20 protein-coding genes are annotated in these 20,886 nt (G+C 66.4%); 10 read left to right on the top strand and 10 right to left on the bottom strand.

Translation table 11 applies throughout. The features are described from left to right. The first annotated feature begins 11 nt into the window (after window positions 1-11). The 4 genes from ACFQU1_RS07610 to ACFQU1_RS07595 all read left to right on the top strand — a co-directional run bounded on the left by ACFQU1_RS07610 (window position 12) and on the right by ACFQU1_RS07595 (window position 4,398). Window positions 12-1,382, top strand: coding sequence for an amidase (locus ACFQU1_RS07610; RefSeq protein WP_378130946.1), 1,371 nt, complete (start codon window positions 12-14; stop codon window positions 1,380-1,382). A gap of 75 nt (window positions 1,383-1,457) precedes the next feature. Further along, window positions 1,458-1,964, top strand: coding sequence for a flavin reductase family protein (locus ACFQU1_RS07605; protein ID WP_378130944.1), 507 nt, complete (start codon window positions 1,458-1,460; stop codon window positions 1,962-1,964). A gap of 284 nt (window positions 1,965-2,248) precedes the next feature. Beyond that, entirely contained in the window at window positions 2,249-3,910 is a 1,662-nt protein-coding gene (locus ACFQU1_RS07600; RefSeq protein ID WP_378130942.1) for a Na/Pi cotransporter family protein, read from the top strand. Window positions 3,911-4,023: 113 nt separating this feature from the next. Continuing rightward, a complete protein-coding gene (locus ACFQU1_RS07595) occupies window positions 4,024-4,398 on the top strand; it encodes a DUF930 domain-containing protein (RefSeq protein ID WP_378130939.1) in 375 nt (124 codons plus the stop codon). Window positions 4,399-4,421: 23 nt separating this feature from the next. Here ACFQU1_RS07595 and ACFQU1_RS07590 read toward each other — a convergent pair whose 3' ends face one another. Together ACFQU1_RS07590 and ACFQU1_RS07585 are read right to left on the bottom strand one after the other, a co-directional pair. Then, the gene (locus tag ACFQU1_RS07590; protein WP_378130937.1) at window positions 4,422-5,036 is read right to left on the bottom strand and encodes an alpha/beta hydrolase; all 615 of its coding nucleotides are present in this window, start codon (window positions 5,034-5,036) and stop codon (window positions 4,422-4,424) included. A gap of 69 nt (window positions 5,037-5,105) precedes the next feature. Beyond that, a complete protein-coding gene (locus ACFQU1_RS07585) occupies window positions 5,106-6,038 on the bottom strand; it encodes a ring-cleaving dioxygenase (protein ID WP_378130935.1) in 933 nt (310 codons plus the stop codon). 167 nt (window positions 6,039-6,205) lie between these two features. On the opposite strand from ACFQU1_RS07585, the gene ACFQU1_RS07580 reads away from it, so the two are divergent. Beyond that, complete coding sequence (locus ACFQU1_RS07580; protein WP_378130933.1) at window positions 6,206-7,129, top strand: LysR family transcriptional regulator; 924 nt, start codon at window positions 6,206-6,208, stop codon at window positions 7,127-7,129. A gap of 52 nt (window positions 7,130-7,181) precedes the next feature. On the opposite strand, the gene ACFQU1_RS07575 is transcribed toward ACFQU1_RS07580, so the two are convergent. The 6 genes from ACFQU1_RS07575 to ACFQU1_RS07550 all read right to left on the bottom strand — a co-directional run bounded on the left by ACFQU1_RS07575 (window position 7,182) and on the right by ACFQU1_RS07550 (window position 12,541). Continuing rightward, window positions 7,182-7,628, bottom strand: a complete 447-nt coding sequence (locus tag ACFQU1_RS07575) for a cupin domain-containing protein (protein WP_378130931.1) — start codon at window positions 7,626-7,628, stop codon at window positions 7,182-7,184. A gap of 18 nt (window positions 7,629-7,646) precedes the next feature. After that, the gene (locus ACFQU1_RS07570) at window positions 7,647-8,351 is read right to left on the bottom strand and encodes an ABC transporter ATP-binding protein (protein ID WP_378130929.1); all 705 of its coding nucleotides are present in this window, start codon (window positions 8,349-8,351) and stop codon (window positions 7,647-7,649) included. Continuing rightward, window positions 8,351-9,103, bottom strand: coding sequence for an ABC transporter ATP-binding protein (locus ACFQU1_RS07565; protein ID WP_378130926.1), 753 nt, complete (start codon window positions 9,101-9,103; stop codon window positions 8,351-8,353). The genes ACFQU1_RS07570 and ACFQU1_RS07565 overlap by 1 nt, the downstream gene beginning before the upstream one ends. Further along, window positions 9,100-10,101 (bottom strand): branched-chain amino acid ABC transporter permease, encoded by a 1,002-nt coding sequence (locus tag ACFQU1_RS07560; protein WP_378130924.1) that lies wholly within the window; start codon window positions 10,099-10,101, stop codon window positions 9,100-9,102. Before ACFQU1_RS07560 ends, ACFQU1_RS07565 begins: the two co-directional genes overlap by 4 nt. Window positions 10,102-10,111: 10 nt before the next feature. Next, window positions 10,112-11,026, bottom strand: coding sequence for a branched-chain amino acid ABC transporter permease (locus tag ACFQU1_RS07555; protein WP_378131614.1), 915 nt, complete (start codon window positions 11,024-11,026; stop codon window positions 10,112-10,114). A gap of 339 nt (window positions 11,027-11,365) precedes the next feature. Further along, a complete protein-coding gene (locus tag ACFQU1_RS07550) occupies window positions 11,366-12,541 on the bottom strand; it encodes an ABC transporter substrate-binding protein (protein ID WP_378130922.1) in 1,176 nt (391 codons plus the stop codon). A 297-nt stretch (window positions 12,542-12,838) separates the two neighbouring features. Here ACFQU1_RS07550 and ACFQU1_RS07545 point away from each other — a divergent pair, with 297 nt between their 5' ends. Then, window positions 12,839-14,503, top strand: coding sequence for a benzoate-CoA ligase family protein (locus ACFQU1_RS07545; protein ID WP_378130920.1), 1,665 nt, complete (start codon window positions 12,839-12,841; stop codon window positions 14,501-14,503). A gap of 11 nt (window positions 14,504-14,514) precedes the next feature. After that, the gene (locus ACFQU1_RS07540) at window positions 14,515-15,369 is read left to right on the top strand and encodes an alpha/beta hydrolase (protein WP_378130918.1); all 855 of its coding nucleotides are present in this window, start codon (window positions 14,515-14,517) and stop codon (window positions 15,367-15,369) included. A 157-nt stretch (window positions 15,370-15,526) separates the two neighbouring features. Here the strand turns inward: ACFQU1_RS07540 and ACFQU1_RS07535 are convergent, their stop codons facing one another. Both ACFQU1_RS07535 and ACFQU1_RS07530 read right to left on the bottom strand, forming a co-directional pair. Then, a complete protein-coding gene (locus tag ACFQU1_RS07535) occupies window positions 15,527-15,880 on the bottom strand; it encodes an endonuclease domain-containing protein (protein ID WP_378130916.1) in 354 nt (117 codons plus the stop codon). 149 nt (window positions 15,881-16,029) lie between these two features. Further along, a complete protein-coding gene (locus ACFQU1_RS07530; RefSeq protein WP_378130914.1) occupies window positions 16,030-17,262 on the bottom strand; it encodes a flavin-dependent oxidoreductase in 1,233 nt (410 codons plus the stop codon). A gap of 203 nt (window positions 17,263-17,465) precedes the next feature. Here ACFQU1_RS07530 and ACFQU1_RS07525 point away from each other — a divergent pair, with 203 nt between their 5' ends. The 3 genes from ACFQU1_RS07525 to ACFQU1_RS07515 all read left to right on the top strand — a co-directional run bounded on the left by ACFQU1_RS07525 (window position 17,466) and on the right by ACFQU1_RS07515 (window position 20,746). Beyond that, window positions 17,466-18,704, top strand: coding sequence for a glycerate kinase (locus ACFQU1_RS07525; RefSeq protein ID WP_378130912.1), 1,239 nt, complete (start codon window positions 17,466-17,468; stop codon window positions 18,702-18,704). Window positions 18,705-18,785: 81 nt separating this feature from the next. Then, complete coding sequence (locus ACFQU1_RS07520) at window positions 18,786-19,751, top strand: HlyD family secretion protein (RefSeq protein WP_378130910.1); 966 nt, start codon at window positions 18,786-18,788, stop codon at window positions 19,749-19,751. A 14-nt stretch (window positions 19,752-19,765) separates the two neighbouring features. Beyond that, the gene (locus tag ACFQU1_RS07515) at window positions 19,766-20,746 is read left to right on the top strand and encodes an FUSC family protein (RefSeq protein WP_378130908.1); all 981 of its coding nucleotides are present in this window, start codon (window positions 19,766-19,768) and stop codon (window positions 20,744-20,746) included. Window positions 20,747-20,886 lie beyond the last annotated feature (140 nt).

The raw sequence follows: 20,886 nt of genomic DNA, 5'->3' as shown, positions 1-20,886 counted from the left end.
GCATGCGACCGATGAGACGCCACCCGACCCTCGCCCAACTCAGTGACGACCTCGCGACGGGCCGGACCACCAGCCGGCAGCTCGTCGAGGAATGCCTGGCGCGCATCGCCGATCCGGCGGGGGAGGGCGCACGCGCTTTTCTCAAGGTCAATGCCGAGGGCGCCCGTGCTGCGGCCGAGGCCATGGACCTGCTGCGGGCGGCAAATGCCGCGCCGTCGCCATTCGCGGGCATTCCGATTTCGGTCAAGGATCTGTTCGATGTCGCCGGCGAGGTGACCACCGCCGGTTCGCGCGTGCTGGCGGGGAACCCGCCTGCCGAGCGGGATGCTGCAGCCATCGCACGCCTGCGGCGCGCCGGCTTCGTCCTCATCGGCCGTACCAATATGACGGAATTCGCCTATTCCGGCCTCGGGCTCAATCCGCATCACGACACGCCGCGCAGCCCTTGGCATCGCGACGAGGCGCGCGTGCCGGGCGGGTCATCGTCCGGTGCGGCCGTCTCCGTCGCCGACGGCATGGCCCATGCGGCGATCGGCACCGACACCGGCGGCTCCTGCCGCATCCCGGCCGCTTTCACCGGGCTCGTCGGTTATAAGCCGACCGCCCGGCGCGTACCGCTCGACGGCGTCGTTCCGCTCGCGCCGACGCTCGATTCGGTCGGGCCGCTCGCGCGCAGCGTCGCCTGTTGCGCGAGCCTCGATGCCGTCATGGCCGGCGAGCCTCTCGTCGATGCTGCTCCGGTCTCGCTCGATGGGCTCAGGCTCGTGGTGCCGACGACCGTTGCGCTGGACGATCTCGAACCAGTGATTGCCGCCGCCTTCTCGGCGGCGCTCGAAAGGCTCTCGGCAGCGGGCGCCCGCGTCGAGGAACGGGCTTTTCCGGAATTCGCCGAGATCGCCGGCATCAACGCGAAAGGCGGATTTCCCGCGGCGGAAAGCCACGCCTGGCATCGCGCGCTGCTGGAAACCGGGGCGGCGGCCTATGATCCGCGCGTTGCGAGCCGCATCCGGCGCGGCGCGAGCCAAAGTGCAGCCGATTATATCGCGCTCGTGGAGGCGCGCCGCTCGCTGGTCGACCGGGCCACCGCTCGCCTCGCCGGCATCGATGCGCTCGTGATGCCGACCGTGGTGATGCTGCCGCCGCGCATCGCCGACCTCGCCGATGACGATGCCTTCACGCGCGCCAATCTGCTCGTGCTGCGCAACCCGACGCTCATCAATATGATCGACGGCTGCGCGATTTCCCTGCCGATCGCGGCAGAGGGCGACGCGCCTGTCGGGCTGACGCTCGCCGGTCCGGCCGGGGCGGATCGTCGTCTTCTGGCAATAGCTGCTGCGGCAGAGGCGCTGCTCGCTGGTGGAGCGCCTTTCAGGCGGCTATGACGTGCAGGCTTGTCGCTTAACCGGACGGTTCATGCGCGGCCCATGCCTCCTTTGCGTGTTCCCGAGAGAACGGACATGACCAGCCTCGCGCCATCCGTCGAAGTCGCCGCGGAATTCCGGTCGGCCATGCGGGCCCTCGCCGGAGCCGTCGCCGTGCTGACGATCGGCCGAGGCACGGAGCGGACCGGTTTTACGGCGACCTCCGTCGCGTCCTTCTCCATGGAGCCGCCGCGTATCAGCGCTTTCGTGAACAAGAAGTCGTCTTCCTGGCCCATGCTGCAGCGCTATCAGGCCTTCGGCGTGAATATCCTCGGCGAGGGCCAGGAGATGCTGGCTGACCGCTTCGCGGGGCGAAACGGAATGCGGGGAGGCGACCGCTTCGCGGGCGCCGAATGGGTGACGGCCGCCACGGGCACGCCGCTGCTCAAAGATGCCATGGTCGCCATCGACTGCACGTTGGAGGAGGCGATCGAGCGTCACACCCACGCGATCCTGATCGGCGACGTCCGCGCGGTTCGACTCGGCGGCAAGAGCGTCGATCCGCTGCTCTACTGGCACGGGCGCTACCACAGCCTTCGATGAAAGTGCAGCGGCGCGCCGGCATGAGGCAGGATCTTTTCGGCCAAGTCTTCGTTGAGATCGTTGCGCAAGAAGGTCTTGGAGATCGGGTGGCCGCGCTTGTATGAACCTTTGAGATCACTACAATACAAAAGTTGAGTGAGTGATGCGCGCCATCGCCCCGCGTGGCGGTGCTGGTCGTGCTATCGTTCGTCAGCGTCTTGGCCCGGTGAGGTCGGACGCTCCTTTGTCCGTCGTATCGGGCCATGTCCGACGGCGCCCCCTATGGTCAGGAGAACGATCGGGCCATGGCCATCTCCGTTGCGTTGGTCAATCTCGCCGGCTCCATCGCGCTCCTCCTGTGGGGCACACACATGGTGCAGACCGGCGTGCAACGGGCTTTCGGTCCGCGGCTGAGATCGATCCTCGGCTCGGCGCTGCGCAACCGTTTCACCGCCTTTCTCGCAGGGGTGGGCGTGACCGCTGTGTTGCAGAGCAGCACCGCGACCGGGCTGATGGTGACGGGCTTCGCGGCCGGCGGGCTGGTTGCGTTGATGCCGGCGCTCGCCGTCATGCTCGGCGCCAATGTCGGGACCACCTTGATCGTCCAGGTGCTGTCCTTCGACGTCGCCGCCTTCTCACCGATGCTCATCCTGTGCGGCGTGCTGATGTTCCGTCGCGAGTCGAGCACGCAGACGCACGATCTCGGCCGCGTCTTCATCGGCCTCGGGCTCATGCTGATGGCCCTGCATCAGTTGCTCGCACTGATGGCGCCTTACGAGAATGCGCCTGGCCTCAGGGTGCTGCTCGGGGCGATCTCGACGGTGCCCCTGCTCGACGTGCTGCTCGGCGCCGTCGTCACATGGGCGATGCATTCGAGCGTCGCCGTCGTGCTCCTCATCATGTCTCTTGCGGCGAATGGCATCATTCCTCCGGATGCGGCCTTTGCCTTCGTCATTGGCGCCAATCTCGGAACGGCCATCAATCCGATCATCGAGGGGACCACCAGCAAGGATCTCGCCGCCAAGCGGCTACCGGTCGGCAATCTCATCAATCGCGGCCTGGGGGCGCTGCTGGCGCTTGCGGTGCTCGAGCCGGTCAGTCGTCTGATGATGAGCTTCGAGCCCGATCCCGGTCGGGCCATCGCCGATTTCCACACATTGTTCAATCTGGTGCTGGCGCTCCTCTTCTTTCCGCTGCTCGGCCCCTATAGCCGCTTCCTGCAAAAGATCATGCCGGCGACGGTCGACCCGGCCGATCCATCGAAGCCGATCTACCTCGACAAGGCGGCGAAGGAGACGCCGATTGTGGCGCTCGGCGGCGCGGCGCGTGAATCGCTTCGGCTGGCGGATGTCCTGGAAGGCATGTTGCGCGGCGCGCGCGAGGCCCTCGCCAAGGGCGACCGCAAGCTCATCAGCGAGACGAAGCGTCTCGACGACGTGCTCGATAACCTCAACACGGCCATCAAGAGCTATCTCACCTCGATCGATCCGGACGAACTCGGCGAGGCCGATCACCGCCGGCTGAACGAGATCCTGGTCTTCACCATGAATATGGAACAGGCCGGGGACATCGTGGACCGCAATCTCCTGCCGCATGCGGCGAAGCGCCTGAAGCTCGGGCTCGCCTTCTCCAAAGAAGGCCAAGCGGAACTCACGGCCATGATGGACCGCCTGATCGTCAATCTACGCACGGCGGCTTCCCTCTTCATGACCGAGGACCCACGCGCCGCGCGTCTGCTCGCCGAGGAGAAGGTGGCTTTCCGCGAAGCCGAGAGCGCCGCGACCAATGCCCATTTCGCCCGTCTCAGAGCGGGGCGGCTGGACACCGCTGAGACGAGCTCACTCCATCTCGATCTCCTGCGCGATATGAAACTGGTCAATTCCCATATCGTAGCCGCTGCGGCCTATCCCGTTCTCGAGAGGACGGGCGAACTCCTGCCGAGCCGCATCGCGGCCAATGGTGGGTGAGGAGGCGGAAGGCGAGGTCGCGGCTATCTGTCCGTCAGATCGCCGCATTTCGGCGTGATATGCCACGTGTGTGATTCGGGTGGGAGACAAGGCGGATGCAGTTGCGCGCGTTGATGGTGGCCTTTGTTATGATCTCGACGAGCTTGCCGGCTCATGCGCTCGACCCGCGGGTGGAACGCAGCCTGCAGCGCCTCGATCCAGCCACGCGATTCGAACAGCTCTGCGACGTCGAAGCCATGCGCCATATACGCCATGACGGGCACGGCTATCATCCCGATCGTGCGGTTGCCGACGCGATCTCGTCACCCCAAAGCAAGGGCAATGTCTTGAAGGGCAAAGGCGCCGCCTTTCGCAGCGACGGGCATTGGTATCGCTACGATTTCACCTGCAAGGCCTCCCCCGATCATATGAAGATCGTGTCCTTCGATTATCATGTCGGGGGAATGATCCCGCAGACGAAGTGGGCCAATTACGGCCTGTGGCAGTAAGCGTCTGCGGGACCGCGCCGCTCTCAATTCCCGTGAGCGGCAAGCCAGGCCTTGGCGAGCGTCACGTCGGCTTGCGACAGGCCGTGGCCGGCCGGCAAGTTGCGATGCTCGACGGCCGCCCCGGCCTCGGTCAGCAGCCGCGCCAGCCGCGTTGAATTCTCGGCCGGTACGATCGGGTCCATCGCCCCCGAGAGGAGAAGCACGTCCTTGGCCGTGAGATCGGCCGGTGTTTCGGGCAGAGGAACCATAGCCCGCAGCAGGACAGCGCCGGCAAGCGCCTCCGGCTGCCGGTAGAGCACCGCCGCCGCGATATTGGCGCCGTTGGAGAAGCCGACCGCAATCGGCGCTGCGAGGTCATAGGCCGCCCGCACCTCGGTGATGAAGGCGGCAAGCTCATCGGCCCGGAAGCGCACGTCCTCATGGTCGAAGACGCCCTCGGCGAGGCGGCTGAAGAAGCGCGGCGCGCCGCCCTCCAGCACCTTGCCGCGTGGCGAGAGCAGAGCCGCGCCCGGCGCGATCATGCGCCCGAGCGGCAGGAGGTCGGTTTCGTCCGCACCGGTGCCATGCAGCAGGAGGAGCGGCGCATGGCCGGGCTCGCGCGCCGGCTCGAAACGATGGACGAAGGACAGGGTTGTCATGACAGGCCCTCTACGACCGAAAGGTCGGCTGCCCTCCCGCAGGCGTGCCGCGGGAGGGCGGGTGCAACACTAGGCGACGGCCGGCAGCACGGCCTCGATGTCCTGCCGCCGCGGCTCGAGGAACGGCGGCAGCTTTAGCGCCTCGCCCAGGCTCTCGACCGGCTCGTCGGCCGCAAAGCCCGGCTCGTCCGTTGCGATCTCGAACAGCACACGGCCGGGCTCACGGAAATAGACCGACCGAAAGTAGTTGCGGTCCTTCTGTTCCGTGGTCTGGATGCCGTGGTTGTCGGCGAGCTTCGACACCATCGCCGCCTGCGCGGCATCATCAGCCGCCCGGAAGGCGACATGGTGCACCGACCCACCGCCCATCCGCGCCGGCAGGAAGCCGCCCGCAATGCGGATATCGACGATGCCGCCCTGCACCTTGTCGCCAGTTGTGTAGCGGACGAGGCTTCCTTCCCGCGCAGCCTCGGCAAAGCCGAAGACGTCGGTGAGAATGGCGCCCGTCGGTGCGGCGTCTTCCAGCAGCAGGCTCACACTGTGGAAGCCACGGATGGCATATTCGGCCGGCACGTCGCTACCCGTCCAGGCAGGTTCGGCCTCTATGCCGGGAAGCCCCACCAGGGCAAGGCGCATGCCGTCGGGATCCTTGAAGGAAAGCACCGTCTCACCGAAGCGCTTCTCCAGCGCCTGGTGTGCAACGCCCTTATCGACGAAGCGATGCGTCCAGTAGCCGATCGAGCCTTCCGGAACGCGGAACACGGTTTCCTGCGTCTCGCCGATGCCGAGGCGGCCGGGGGCGACATGCTCCCAGGGAAAGAAGGTCAGAATCGTGCCGGGCCCGCCATGTTCATCGCCGTAGTAGAGGTGATAGCTGCCGGGATCATCGAAATTGACCGTCTTCTTGACGAGGCGAAGACCGAGCACCCGCGTGTAGAAGTCGACATTGCGGCGCGCTGGGCCGGCGATCGCGGTGACGTGGTGAATGCCGTTGTGGACCATAGCATGTCCTCCGTTGGGAGCCGCTGCGGCCCCCAGGGCGATCAGTTCGCCCTTCGATGGCCCTAGAGATAAGCCGATCTGTTCCGGGCGCCATCCGGTTTTCATTGCGTATGTGCAATGCAGGTTGTGCTATTCCGGAATGTGCATTGCGAATGGGAGGCGCTGCCGTGGCCGAAGCCATCAAAAATCTCGCCTGGGACGACTTTCGCCTCATCAAGGCGGTCGCCGATGCGCGCGGCTTGCCGGCGGCCGCGGCGCAGATCGGCGTCAATCATTCAACCGTCTTCCGGCGCCTGGGGCAGATCGAGCAGGCGCTCGGCGTGAAGCTCTTCGAGCGGCATCGCACGGGCTACAGCATGACGCCGGCCGGCGAGGAGATCGTCGCCGTGGCCGAGCGCGTCGACGACGAGATCACGGCCATCACGCGCAAGCTCGCCGGCCGGGAGATCGTCCCGGCGGGGGAATTGCGGGTCACGACCAATGACTCCCTCTTGGTGAACCTGCTTACGCCGCTGTTCGCCCGCTTTCGCGACCACTATCCAAAGGTGCGGCTCGACATCGTCCTGACGAACCAGGCGCTGAACCTGTCGCGGCGCGATGCCGATGTCGCCATCCGCGCCACCGACAAGCCACCGGAGACGCTCGTCGGGCGGCGCATTGCCGAGGTCGCCTGGGCGCTCTACGGACGCGCCAGCGACTTTCCCGAGCCGGTCGAGAGCGAGGACGGCGCCCAATTCTTCGACCGCCCCTGGGTATCGCTTGGCGACAACATGGCGAGCTTCAAGGCTGTCCGTTTTGTTCAGGAGCATGTCGCGCCGGAGAACATCGTCTATAAGGTCAATACGGTGCTTGGCCTTGCGGAGGCCGTCGAAGCGGGGCTCGGTGTCGGCCATCTGCCATGCTTCATTGGCGATGCCCGGCCGGGGCTCGTGCGGCTCGCCCCGCCCCATCGCGATTTCGCCGCCGAGCTGTGGCTCCTGACCCATCCCGACCTGCGCCACAATGCGCGGGTGCGCGCCTTCATGGATTTTCTCGCCGCCGAAATGGCCAAGCAGCGACGTTTCATCGAGGGCCTGCGCGAGCTCGCGTGAGAGGGGGCCGCGCAGCCCCGCCCCGAGCGTTTCACACGGAAGAGGCCCAGCCTCAGGCTTCCGGCGGCAGGAAGTGAATGTTGTGCACCTCCGCCAGCCGCACGACTTCCGCCGGATCGGGCACATTGTTGAGCTTGGTGAAGAGCTCGAAGAGCTTCTGTGTCGGGGAGACCCAGAAGAGGCATTTCACGGTCCGCTCGGACTTGTTGAAGATGCCGTGCGGCTTGTCGCGCGGCAGGCGGGTGAGATCGCCGGGGCCCGCCTTGTGGTTGGTGCCCTCCAGCCAGAAGTCGAGCTCGCCTTCCAGCATGTAGATATATTCGTCCTGGTCCGGATGGATATGCGGCGGCACGAAGGTGCCGGGCGGGAAGGTGGCGTGCCAGGCGAAGCTGTCGGCGGTGCGCGCCTTCGGCACATAGGTCTGGCCGAGGATGTTCCAGACGATGCCGTCCAGACCTTCTTGGGCGCGGGTAATGCCGGCGGTTTCAGCGAGTGTCATGTTGGTCCTCCTCGATACTCAGACATGCAGGAAACGGTCTTTGACGCTTGTGTCGGCCTTGAGATCGGCGCTCGTTCCCGTCCAGACGACGGTGCCCTTCTCGATGACGACGTGGCGGTCGGCGAAGGCGGCGAGCGCATCGACATTCTTGTCGACCACGAGGATCGCCTGGCGCTCCTGCTTGAGTCGCTTGAGGCAAGCCCAGATCTCCTGCCGGATCATCGGTGCCAAGCCCTCCGTCGCCTCGTCGAGGACGAGGAGGCGCGGATTGGTCATGAGCGCCCGGCCGATGGCGAGCATCTGCTGCTCGCCGCCCGAGAGCTGATTGCCGAGATGGCCGCGGCGCTCCTCGAGGCGCGGAAAAAGCGCGTAGACTTCGGCGAGCGTCCAGCGGGGCCGCTCTCCAGCGCGACCCGGCGACGCGGTGGCGACGAGATTTTCCTCGACCGTCAAGGTCGGGAAGACCTGCCGGCCTTCCGGCACGAGGCCGATGCCCTGGCGGGCGATGCGATAGGCGGGGAGCCCCGTGATCGGCCGGTCGTCGAAGCTGACAGCACCGCCGGCCGGTCGCAGCAGGCCCATGATGGCCTTGATCGTGGTCGTCTTGCCCATGCCGTTGCGGCCGAGCAAGGTGACGACCTCGCCGGCACCGACGGTGAAGGACACGTCGAACAACACCTTCGCGGGCCCGTAGGCGGCCTGGAGATTGCGCACCGCGAGCATCAGGCCGCCTCCTCGCCGAGATAGGCGGAGCGCACCTCCGGATTGCTCCGGATCTCCTCGGCGCTGCCCGATGCGATGACGCGGCCGTAGACCAGCACCGAGATGCGGTCGGCGAGCTGGAAGACCGCGTCCATGTCGTGCTCGATCAGGAGGATCGCGACGCTCGCCTTGAGGCTCGCCAAGGTGGCAATCAGGCGTGCCGTTTCCTCGTGGCTCGCCCCGGCCAGGGGCTCGTCCAGCAGCAGGAGCTTGGGCCGCGTGGCGAGCGCGATGGCAAGCTCCAGCTGGCGCTTTTCCCCATAGGAGAGGAGGCCCGCGGGCCGGTGCGCCCGCTCCGCCAGTCCGAAACGGGCGAGCGTGGTGAGCGCCGGCCCGTTCAAGGCGTCCTCCCGGGCCGCATTGCGCAGAAAGCGGAAGCTCGAGCCGGACTGCGCCTGCACGGCGAGCGCGACATTCTCCAGCACCGAAAAGCCCGGCAGGATGGAGGTGATCTGGAAGGAGCGGGCCAGGCCGCGGTGCACGCGCTCAGCCATCGTCAGCCGCGAGATGTCCTCGCCGGCAAAAAGGATGCGGCCGGCATCGGGCCGCGCCAGCCCCGATATCTGATGGATGAGCGTGGTCTTTCCGGCGCCGTTCGGCCCGATGATGGCGTGCAGCTCGCCCTCGCGGACATCGAGCGTCACATCATCAGTGACCTTCAGCGCGCCATAGCTCTTGGCGAGGCGCTCCAGCCGGAGAAGCGCCCCCGTCATGGCCGCGTCCTCTCGATCAGCGGCGTCAAGCCGCCACGGATGAAGAGAACGGCGAGGATGAGCAGCGGCCCGAAGATGATGTGCCAATGCTCGGTGATATCGGCCAGCACCTCTTCCAGGAGGAGGAAGGCGACGGCGCCGAGGATCGCCCCATGGAGCGAGCCCATGCCGCCGAGCACCACCATGAAGATGAGATCGCCCGAGCGCTGCCAGCTCATCACCGCGGGGCTCACGAACTCGCTGGTATTGGCGATGAGGAGGCCGGCGACGCCGGCGATCATGCCGGCGACGATGTAGAGCACGAGCTGATAGCGATAGGGCGAGAAGCCGATTGCTTGCATCCGCACCGGATTCTGGCGTGCGCCGCGGATCACCCGGCCGAAGCGCGAGGCCACCATCACGCGGCAGAGGCCGTAGAGGGCGAAAAGGAGCGCGAAGGCGAGATAATAGAGCCCGAGGTCGTTCTCCAGGATGGCATGGCCGAAGACAAGGCTGCGGCGGGCGAGGCTCATGCCGTCGTCGCCGCCGTAGGACGCAAGCGACGTCGCCAGGAAGAACAGCATCTGGCCGAAGGCGAGCGTGATCATGATGAAATAGACGCCGCGGGTCCTCAGCGAAATCGCGCCGGTGACGGCGGCGAAGACCGCAGATGCGGCGAGCGTCACGGCAAGCTGCACGAAAAGGTCGTCGATGCCATGGGCGGAGAGGATGCCGACCGCATAGGCGCCGATGCCGAGGAAGGCCGCGTGACCGAAACTGATCAGCCCGCCGTAGCCGATGAGGAGATCGAGCGACAGGGCGGCAAGGCCGAGCACCATGACGCGCGTCAGCAGCGAGAGAATGAAGCTCTCGGCGCCATAGGTGGCGAAGAACGGCGCGACCGCCAGGCCGACGAACAGCACGAGCGGAACGATCAGGCGCCGCAGAACCGGAGGACTCGGCGCAGGCCGCGCCGTCTCAGTGCTCACTTCGGTCAATGGGCGGGCGGCCTCCGTCATCGTCAACTCGTCAGCGTTTGGCCGGAAACAGGCCGGCGGGGCGGATGCAGAGCGTGACAGCCATCAGCACATAAATGAGCATGGGCGCAATCGCGCGGCCCGTCTGGCTCGCGGTCGAGGGGTCGAGGATGGCACGCAGGAGCATCGGCGCCATGGTTCGGCCGAGCGTATCGACGAGCCCGATGAGGAGGGCTGCCAGAAAGGCGCCGCGCAGGGAGCCGATGCCGCCGATGACGATGACCACGAAGGCGAGGATCAGCACATTGTCGCCCATCCCGGGCTCGACCGAGAGGATCGGCGTCACCATCGCCCCGGCAAAGCCCGCGAGCATCGCCCCGAAGCCGAAGACGAGGGTGAAGAGCAGGCGGATATTGACGCCGAGGGCCGACACCATCGGTGCGTTCGAGGCGCCCGCCCGCACCAGCATGCCGACGCGCGTGTGGTGGACGAGGCCGTAGAGCAGGAGCCCGACCCCGAGGCCCGCCGCGATGACGGCGAGACGATAGACGGGATAATTGAGGCCGCCGATGAGCGGAATGGAGCCGGAGAGGATTTCCGGCATCGGTACGCTCAAGGGCGCTGCGCCCCACAGGATCTTGACGCCCTCGTTCAGCGTGATGATGACGCCGAAGGTGGCCAGCACCTGGTCGAGATGATCGCGCTCGTAGAGCTGGCGGAAGACGAGAAGCTCGAGCAAAAGCCCGAAGGCGAGCGCCGTCGGCAGCGCCAGCAGCAGGCCATACAGGAAGTTGCCCGTGAGCGCGGTGAACATCGCCGCGAGATAGGCGCCAACCATGTATTGGACGCCGTGGGCCAGATTGATGAAGTCCATCACGCCGAAGACGAGCGTGAGGCCTGCCGCGATCAGGAACAGGATGAGCCCGAACTGCAGGCCGTTCAGCATCTGCACGAGGATGAGGCTCAAGGGCATGAGTGATCCATTGGACCGTTGACAGCGGGCTGCGCCCAGCTCCCCCTAGAGCAAATCCGGCTTGGATGGAATCACCTGCTTCCATCCAAGCCGGTGAATTTTCTCGTCTATTTTCAAGCGGAGCAAGTCCGCAGCAGACGACTTGCTCTAGAGAGGGCAATTGCATAGGCCGTTTTGGTCACCTCTCCCGCCGGGGAGAGGTGAAACGTCGTCCCGTCTGTCACTTGCGTGACGCAAGTCGGATTATCCGAATTGCGCGAGGATGAAGGGGAAGCCGGCAAGCCCCGAGTTCCGTGGCCGGGAGAGGGAGGGCTCCTCGCAACCGGCTCAGCCTCAATTCGTCAGCGCGCAATCCTTCACATAGGGGTCGGCATAGTCGTCGAAGACTTTTTCGACGATCTCCGTCTGGAACTTGCCGTCCGGGCGCTTCGCAACCTTCGTCAGGTAGAAGTCCTGGACCGGATAGCCGTTGGCGCTGAATTTAAAGTCGCCGCGGAGCGACTTGAAATCGGCCTTCATGAGGGCGGCGCGAAGGGCATCCTTGTCGGCGAGATCGCCCTTGACGCTCTTGACCGCGCTGTCGATGAGAAGCGCCGCGTCGTAGGCCTGAAAGGCATAGCTGCCCGGCACCTCGTTGTAGGCCTTCTCATATTCGGCGACGAAGGCCTTGTTCTGCGGCGTGTCGAGATTCGGCGCCCAATTCGAGCCGCCGAACAAGCCGACGGCTGCATCCTTCTGGGCGGGCAGGGTCGATTCGTCGACCGTGAAGGCCGACAGCACCGGGATCGTCAGCCCCGCCTGCCGATATTGGCGCACGAGATTGACGCCCATGCCGCCGGGCATGAAGGTGAAGATCGCATCCGGCTGCTGCGCCGCGATATTGGCGAGCTCCGACTGGAAATCGAGCGTGTTCAGCGGCACGTAGGATTCGGCCACGATCTCGCCCTTGAAGTCGCGCTTGAAGCCGGCCATCGAATCCTTGCCGGCCTGGTAGTTCGGCGCGAGCAGGTAGACCCGCTTGTAGCCGCGGTCCTGCGCCACCTTGCCCAGGATCTGATGGACCTGGTCGTTCTGGTAGGACGTCACGAAGAAATAGGGGCTGCAGTTCTTGCCGGCGAGAACCGAGGGCCCGGCATTCGGGCTGATGAGGAAGGTCTTGGCGTCGGTCACCGGCTTCACGATGGCCATCAGCACATTCGAGAAGATCGGGCCGACCACGAAATCGACCTGATCACGCTCGAGGAGGCCTTTGACGCGCGTGACGGCGACGTCGGGCTTCAACTCGTCGTCGACCACCGTGACTTCGGCGGGAAGACCCCCGAGCTTGCCGCCGAGATCCTTGACGGCGAGTTCGAAGCCGTTGCGTGCCTGCTGGCCGAGCACGGCCGACGGGCCGGACAGCGAGACGATCACGCCGACCTTGACCTTGTCGGCGGCAAGCGCCTGCCCGGCCAATACAGCCGTTGCGGCCGCCGCGACGAGGCCGAAACGAGATACCCTCTTCTTCATCTGACCAATCTCCCGCTGATCCGTTCCCCTGCGGCTTATACGTCTCCGCTGCCGTTCTGCCGTGGGAGGGGGATCATGTCTCCACACGGGCCGTTCGTCGAGCAATCCTTTGGGACAAAAGAGCTTGCCAGCCGATAGTTCAAGATTAAAATAAAATTGGCAAGCCGCAAGTGCCGCCGGGCAAGTGGGGATTCCGTCCGGGTTTGCGGCCTCGTATCCGGTCCGGCGCCGGCCGAGGTGGCTCGCGGGCCGCGCGAAAAAAAAGGGGCGCGTGGCCTGTCGATCAGGGAGACGACGATGGCTCACACCGCGCATGTCGATACCTTCGCCCGGGACAGCCTGCCGCCGCGCGAGCTCTGGCCGGACATCATCTTCACCCGCCCGGAGTTCCACTATCCCGAGCGCCTGAATTGCGCGGTGGAATTCCTCGATCGCTGGGTCGCCGAGGGCAGGGGGGATGCGCCCTGCCTGTTCTCGCCCGAGGTGAACCTCACCTACGCGCAATTGCAGGAGCGGGTGAACCGCATCTGCAACGTTCTCGTGAAGGATCTCGGCCTCGTGCCCGGAGGGCGCGTGCTCCTGCGCTCCGCCAATAACGCGATGATGGTGGCGACCTATCTCGCCGTGCTCAAGGCGGGAGGCGTCGTGGTCGCCACCATGCCGCTGCTGCGCGCCAAGGAACTCGTCTATCCGATCCGGAAGGCGAAGATCGCGCTCGCGCTGTGTGACCACAAGCTCGCCGAAGAGATGGAGAAGGCGGCCGCTCAGGTGACCGAGCTGCGGCGCCTGGTCTATTGGGGCGATGGCGCGCCCGACGCGCTGGAAAGCCTCATGGCAAGGGCGAGCCCGGACTTTGCGGCGGTTGAGACCGCCGCGGACGACGTCTGCCTCATCGCCTTCACCTCGGGCACGACGGGCGAGCCGAAGGGCACGATGCATTTCCACCGCGACATGCTCGCCATCTGCGACGGCTTCTCGCGCAATGTGCTGCGGCCGCTGCCGCAGGACCGCTTCATCGGCTCCGCACCGCTCGGCTTCACCTTCGGGCTCGGCGGCATCGTGCTCTTCCCCATGCGGATCGGCGCCTCCTTCGTCGTCCTGGAAAAGGCGGGGCCGGACGAGCTTCTCGCGGCGATCGAGCGCTTCAAGGTGACGATCTGCTCTACCGCGCCGACGGCCTATCGCGCCATGCTCGGCAAGCGCGGCGCATATGACATCGCAACACTGCGCAAATGCGTCTCGGCCGGCGAGTGCCTGCCTAAGAAAACCTTCGAAGCCTGGCTGGAGGCGACGGGCATCAAGATCATCGACGGCATCGGGGGCACCGAGATGCTGCATATCTTCATCAGCGCTTGTGAGGAAGAGATCCGACCCGGCGCGACGGGCAAGGCAGTGCCGGGCTATGAGGCGAAGGTCGTGGACGAGGAGGGGCGCGAGGTGGCGCCCGGGACCATCGGCCGGCTCGCCGTGCGCGGGCCGACTGGCTGCCGCTACCTCGCCGACGAGCGCCAGCGCAAATTCGTCCAGAACGGCTGGAACATGACCGGCGACACCTATCTCATGGATGAGGACGGTTATTTCTGGTACCAGGCGCGCTCGGACGACATGATCGTCTCGGCCGGTTACAATATCGCAGGTCCGGAAGTGGAAGCTGGCCTTCTCACCCATCCCGCCGTCGTCGAATGTGGCGTCGTCGGTGCGCCCGATTCCGATCGCGGCGCGATCGTCAAAGCCTATGTGGTGCTCGCCCCGGGCGAGGCGCGCGATGCCGCCATGGTCAAGTGTCTCCAGGAGCATGTGAAGGCCGAGATCGCGCCTTACAAATACCCGCGCGAGATCGTCTTCGTCGACGAATTGCCCAAGACCTCCAGCGGCAAGCTGCAGCGCTTTGCGCTGCGCCAGCGGGCGCAGGCCGAAGCGGCGACCGCGGTCGTGGCTGTCGCCGTTGCCGGCCAGATGTGAGCGGGCGGTCAATGGGGGAGCGAGAGGCAGAGGTCGGGGCACTCGACGCGGATTGGCATGAGTACCAGTATAATCCGCGGGTCGCCGTGCCCGATGCGCTGGCGATCATGGCCGGCTGGCCGGCCCGTGCGGAGGCCACCCGCCGCCGCCATCCGCCGATCGCGGACATCGCCTACGGCCCGCATCCGCGCGAAGTGATGGATCTGTTTCGGGCGCCCGATGCGCGCGGCACGGTGATTTTCATCCATGGCGGTTATTGGCGGGCGCTTTCCAAGCTTGAGACGAGCTGGGTCGCGGATGCCTTCCTCCGCCAGGGCCTTTCCGTCGCGGTGCTCAATTATCCGCTCTGCCCGGACGTGACCCTGGCGCGCATCCGCGACGCGGCGATCGCCGCTTTCGTGAAGCTCTACCGCGACGTGCTGACCCCCGCGGAGCGCCGCCGCATCGTCGTCAGCGGTCATTCGGCCGGCGGCTATCTTGCGGCGCTGCATCTCGCGACCGACTGGAGGGCCTATGGCTTGCCGGCGGAGCCCATCGCGGGCGCGCTGTCGATTTCCGGTATCTTCGGCTTGGTGCCGCTCATCAACACCTCCATGAACGAAGCGTTGCGGCTCGACGAGGCCGAAGCGGCGCGGCTCAGCCTGCTCGGCGTCCCCTGGCGGAACAGGGCGCGGCTCGCCTTCGCGGTCGGGGCTTTGGAGCCCGCTGCTTTTCACCGCCAGTCGGAAGATATGGCGCAGGCCTGGGCCGATCTCTCGCCTCGGCTCCTCGCCGTGGCCGATACCCATCACCTGTCCGTGCTCGACGGCCTCGCCGTGCCGGGCAGCGTGCTCAACAGCCTCGTGATCGAGATGATCGACGGATAGGGCACCTCCCACGGCCCTTAGAGCCGACCTCTCCCCGCCGGGGAGAGGTGAGCGGCGGTTGCCGTGAGCATCAGTGTCGTCAGAAGCCGTGCCAGAGTTGGCACTTCCCACCTCATCACGCCGGGGAGAGGTCGCGCCGCAGGCGCGGGTGAGGGGGTCACCAGGTTGCACGCCTTTCCAGTGCAGCGAGGATTGTTTCGAGCACAAAGTCGATGTGCTCGTAGATTTCCGTGTTCGTGACACGAAGGATCTCATAGCCGGCGGCACGGAGGATCGCTTCGCGCCTTCGGTCGGAGGCGAGTTCTGCATCCGTCGAATGGGTGGCGCCATCGATCTCGATGATCAGTTTGGCATCGAGGCAAGCGAGATCGACGATGCAACCGCCGATCGGGTGCTGCCGGCGGAACTTGCGGCCGCCGAGGTTACGGTTGCGCAAGGCGTGCCAAAGCTTGCCCTCAGCGGTCGTCTCGTCGGAGCGGAGGCGCCGAGCCCGGAGGATCGTATTCCTCATTGACGATCTTCCCCCTCACCCGGCCCTCCGGGCCGACCTCTCCCCGCCGGGGAGAGGTGAGCGGCGGTTGCCGTGAGCATCGTGTCGTCAGAAGCCATGCCCGAGTTGGCACTCCCCACCTCTCCCCGGCGGGAGGGGTGAGCGGCGCGTCAGGCGGCCCGGCCCTTGGCCGCGAAGCCGGCGCGCTGCGCGTAGCCGCGCACGATCGCCTCGCGCTCGGCATAGCTGAGCACGGCCTCCACATCCGCGAAGCCATCGGGCGCGAGTTCCTCGACCACGTCGATCACCCCCTCTGGGCCGCCCTTGCGGTTCGAGCGGACGATGTCGGCGGTCATCGGCAGGCGCTCGGCCTCATAGGCGGTAAGCGCCGCGACCGGATCTGTTTTCGCCAGCTGATCGGCAAGCGAACGGGCGTCGAGAATGGCCTGCGAGGCACCGTTCGAGCCAACCGGATACATGGGATGGGCCGCATCGCCGAGGAGCGTCACCCGGCCATGCGACCAGCGCGGCAGGGGATCGCGGTCGCTGAGCGGATATTCCCAGAAGGTCTCGGTGGCGCGGATCAGCGCATGTATATCCACATGCGGCATGGTGATGCCGGCGCAATTCGGCGCGAGATCCTCCCATCGGCCGGGACGCGACCAGTTCTCGCGCGCGGGCACGCTTGCCGCGTCGCCGAGCTTGCCGATGACGGCCCAATTGGTGAGCGCCGTCTCCGAGGTCGATCCATCGGCAATCGGATAGACCACCATCTTGGAGGCCAGACCGCCGGCGATGACCATGGAGCGGCCGGTGAGGAAGCGCGGCCATTCGCGCGCGCCCCGCCACAGCACGAGCCCGTTCCAGATCGGCCCGCCCTCGTCCGGGTAAAGCTCCCGGCGCACGACAGAGTGAATGCCGTCGGCTCCAATCAGGATGTCGGCTTGCGCCGTTTCCACCGCCGCGCCGGAACGGTCGCTGAACTGTGCCGTCACACCCGCCGCGTCCTGCGCGAAAGCGATCAGCCGGCGGTCGGTGCGCACATGGGCCGGGCCAAGCCGCTCCAGCACGGCCTCCAGAATGACCGATTGCAGCCGGCCGCGATGAATGGAGAACTGCGGCACGTCATGGCCGGCATCGAGCCCGCGGGGCTCTCGCCACACCTCCTGGCCATGGCGGTTGAGGTAGAACAGCTCATAGGTGCGGATCGCCACCTCGTCGAGCCGCTCCATGAGGCCGACCGCCGCGAGCTCCCGGATAGCGTGCGGCAGCACATTGATGCCGACGCCGAGTTCCTGGATGGCCGCCGTCTGCTCGTAGACCGCGCAATCGATGCCGCGTGCGTCAAGCATGAGGGCGGTGGTGAGGCCGCCGATGCCGCCGCCGACGATGATGGCTTTCATGGCTCGTTCCCGCTGCGGATAGGCTGCCGCCGACCCGCGGACCGGCGGCTCATGTTTTTAGAAATGAAGACGTATCATGCGTCAGCCGCCTTGGGGAGAGGAGCACCGGGCCACCGCACCCCTGGACGGCGTCCGCAGCCTCATCTAGCAGTTGCCTTCGAGGCAGGCCGCCGGCGAGCGGGACTGGGTGCAGGAGACGTGCGGTGAACGACAGGGCGATCCTCGAGGCATTGTTTGGCGCGGCGCTGGATGCGGCCTATCCGGACGGCAAATTCGCCGGGCGGCTGCCGGAGCCGCCGAAAGGCCGCACGATCGTCATCGGCGCCGGCAAGGCGGCGGCGCGCATGGCGGCCGCCTTCGAGCGCGAGTGGGGCCGGCCCTGCGAGGGCCTCGTCGTGACGCGCTACGGTCACGCCATGCCGACCCGCTTCATCGAGGTGGTCGAGGCGGCCCATCCCGTGCCGGACGAGGCGGGCATGGCGGCGGCCGGGCGTATTCTCGCGCTGGCGCAATCGGCCGGGCCGGACGATCTCGTCGTGTGTCTGATGTCGGGCGGCGCCTCGGCACTGCTGATGCTTCCGGCGCCGGGCCTCACACTCGGCGACAAGCAGAGCCTCAACAAGGCGCTGCTCAAATCCGGCGCGCCGATCGGTGTCATGAACCGCGTGCGCAAGGCCGTTTCCGCCATCAAGGGCGGGCGGCTTGCGGCGGCCGCCGCGCCGGCACGGCTCGTGACCTATCTCATCTCTGACGTGCCGGGCGACGATCCGCGCAGCATCGGCTCGGGCCCAACCGTCCCGGAGGCCTCCGACGCAGAAGGGGCGCTCGCCATCCTGCGCCAATACGCTATCGAAGTGCCGGCCCATGTGGAGGCCGCGATCCGCGCCAATGTGGTCGCGGACGTCCCCCCACCCGGCGAAATGCATATGCTGGCGACGCCCTTCATGGCGCTCGAGGCCGCTGCCGCGAAGGCGCGGGAACTCGGCCTGACGCCGCTCATCCTCGGCGATGCGCTCGAAGGCGAGGCGCGCGAGGTCGCGACCGTCATGGCCGGCGTCACCCGCTCCGTCGTCGAACACGGCATGCCGGCCAAGGTGCCCTGCGTGCTGCTCTCGGGCGGAGAGACCACGGTGACGGTGCGCGGGCAGGGCCGCGGCGGGCGCAACGCCGAATTCCTGCTCGCCTTGGCGCTTGGCGTCGCCGGTCTTGACCAGGTTGCGGCGATCGCCTGCGACACGGACGGCATCGACGGTTCCGAAACCAATGCCGGTGCCTTCATAGACGGTTCCTTCACCGCCGATGCGGCTGCGCGCGGGATCGACCTCGCCGGGCATCTCGCCAGGAACGACGCCTATTCGGCCTTCGCCGCGCTCGACCGGCTCGTCATCACCGGCCCGACATTGACCAATGTGAACGACTTCCGCGCCATTCTCGTGCGCTGACGGCCAGTTGCCGGGTACCGTTGCGATCACCTAAGATGATCGCAACGGCACAGCTTCGGGGCGATGATGATCGATTGGCTGATGAAGCGGCCGGCACGCACCGTCTTCGGGGCCGCGATCGCGCTCTTCGCCCTCTATGAATTGTCGGTGCTCGTGTTCGCCTATACCGGCGACGCCTATGTCACCAGTGACTTGGTCACGCTTTCTGCCGAGATCGAGGGGCCGGTCTCTGAACTCGCCGTCAAGGACAACGAGACCGTCACCAAGGGCGCGCGGCTCTTCACGATCGATCCGACGCCCTACCAGCTCGCTGTGGATGAGGCCACCGCAGCGCTCGCCAATGCCGAGGCGACGCTCGCGCTCTCCCGCGACCGGCTGACAGCGGCAGAAGCCGATCTCGCCGCCGTCCAGGCCGGCCAGACCAATGCCAAGGAGACTTTCGACCGCGTGAGCAATCTCGCGCGCTCGGAGTTCGCCTCGGGTCAAGCCATCGATGACGCAACGCGCGATCTTGCCACCGCGACGGCACGCTCGGCTGCCGCGGCGGCCAATGTCGAGATCGCGCGCCAGACCATCGCCGTCAATATCGCAAGCGTGCAGCAGGCGCGGGCGACGCTGAACCGCGCCCGCTACCAGCTTTCAAAAACGGCAGTGACGGCTCCGGAGGCGGGACGGGTCGCGCCCTTCCGGACGCGGATCGGCGATTATCTCGCGGTCGGCACACCGGTCATGACCCTCGTTACGAACAGCGATAGACGCATTATTGCGAATCTCTCGGAACGCCATCTCGCGCGCCTCAGCCCGGGCCAGCACGCCTGGGTGACGCTCGGCTCGCAGCCCTGGGTGCTGCACAGGGCGCGCGTCACGAGCATCGCCCCGGGGGTTGCCCGCTCGCAGAACGCACCCCTCACCGTGCCCTATGTCGATCCGGCCACCGACTGGGTGCGGCTGCCGCGGCGCTTCCCGGTGGAACTCGTGCTCGACAACTGGCCGGAGGATCTCGGCTTCTATCTTGGCGCGGATGCCCGCGTTCTCGTGTTCTTTTGAGGCGAGAGGCGGCGATGGATGCCATCACGCGCCAAGGCCTCATCACCGGCTTCGCCTGCCTCTTCGCGACACTGATCGCGATCGCGGCTAATCTCGATCAGCCTTATTGGGCGGCGATCACCGCCTATATGGTCGCGAATGTCGACCCTTCCGCGCTGGCCACGAAAGCCGTTCTGCGCGTCGCGGGCACGGTCGCAGGCTGCATTCTCGGCTATGTTCTCGCCATCGCGACCGAGGGCTTTCCGGTGTTGCAGGCGCTGGTCATGTTCATGGCCGCCGCCGTCGGCACCTACTGGCGCTTTCGCAGCCGCTACAGCTACGCCTGGATTCTCGGCGCCGTCAGCATCCTGATGCTCATCGCCACGAGCATCACGGAGCCGACCGAACTGCACGACTTCGCCTGGTACCGCTTCTACGAGATCCTCACCGGCGTGGTGGTGGCGACGCTGCTCAGCTTTGCCTTCACGCCGCTGGCCCATCTCCGTCTCGAGCCGGTGGCGGTGACCGTCAGCCACGACGTGGCCCGGCATCAGGCGCTCAGTGCCGGCCTCTCTATCGTCCTGATCGCGTGGCTCTGGGCGCTCTTCAATCTTCCGAGCCTGTTGCAGGTGATGATCACCAGCCTTGTTATCGTCAGTGCCGACATCGTCGGCACGCGCTTGCGCGGACTGCAGCGCATCATGGGCTGTATCCTTGGGGGCTGCCTCGGCCTTCTCGTCATCATCATCGATGCGGCGAATTTCTGGTGGTGGGCCTTCGCGCTGACAGCCGGCATCTTCCTGATGAGCCGGCTCCATCTCAGCCCGCATCCGCACGCCTATGTGGGCACGCAGGCAGGCCTTGCCTTCCTCGTCACGCTGATCAACGGCTCGGGGCCGCCAGACAGCATCGAGGCGCCGATCAACCGCTTGACGGGCATCGTCATCGGTGTCGCGATCATGACCTTTGTCAGCTGGGTGATGAGCGCCCGCTTGCGGCCGGCCGCGGCCGCATGAGCGCGAAGGCCGCTCAGCCAAGCGCAGCGCTATTCCCGATTCGCATACCACCTTGCGAAGGGGACGCTTAAAACGAACAGACAAGGCTCGCGATTTTCCTGCCGCAGCCGGCCGCGCCGGCATGCGTCCCGCAACGGCTC

Origin of the sequence: Chelatococcus sp. GCM10030263, from assembly GCF_042666455.1 — a bacterium.
Lineage (GTDB): Bacteria > Pseudomonadota > Alphaproteobacteria > Rhizobiales > Beijerinckiaceae > Chelatococcus.
The sequence above is the reverse complement of the archived record's forward strand: the minus strand, read 5'-3'. Positions and strand labels throughout refer to the sequence as shown.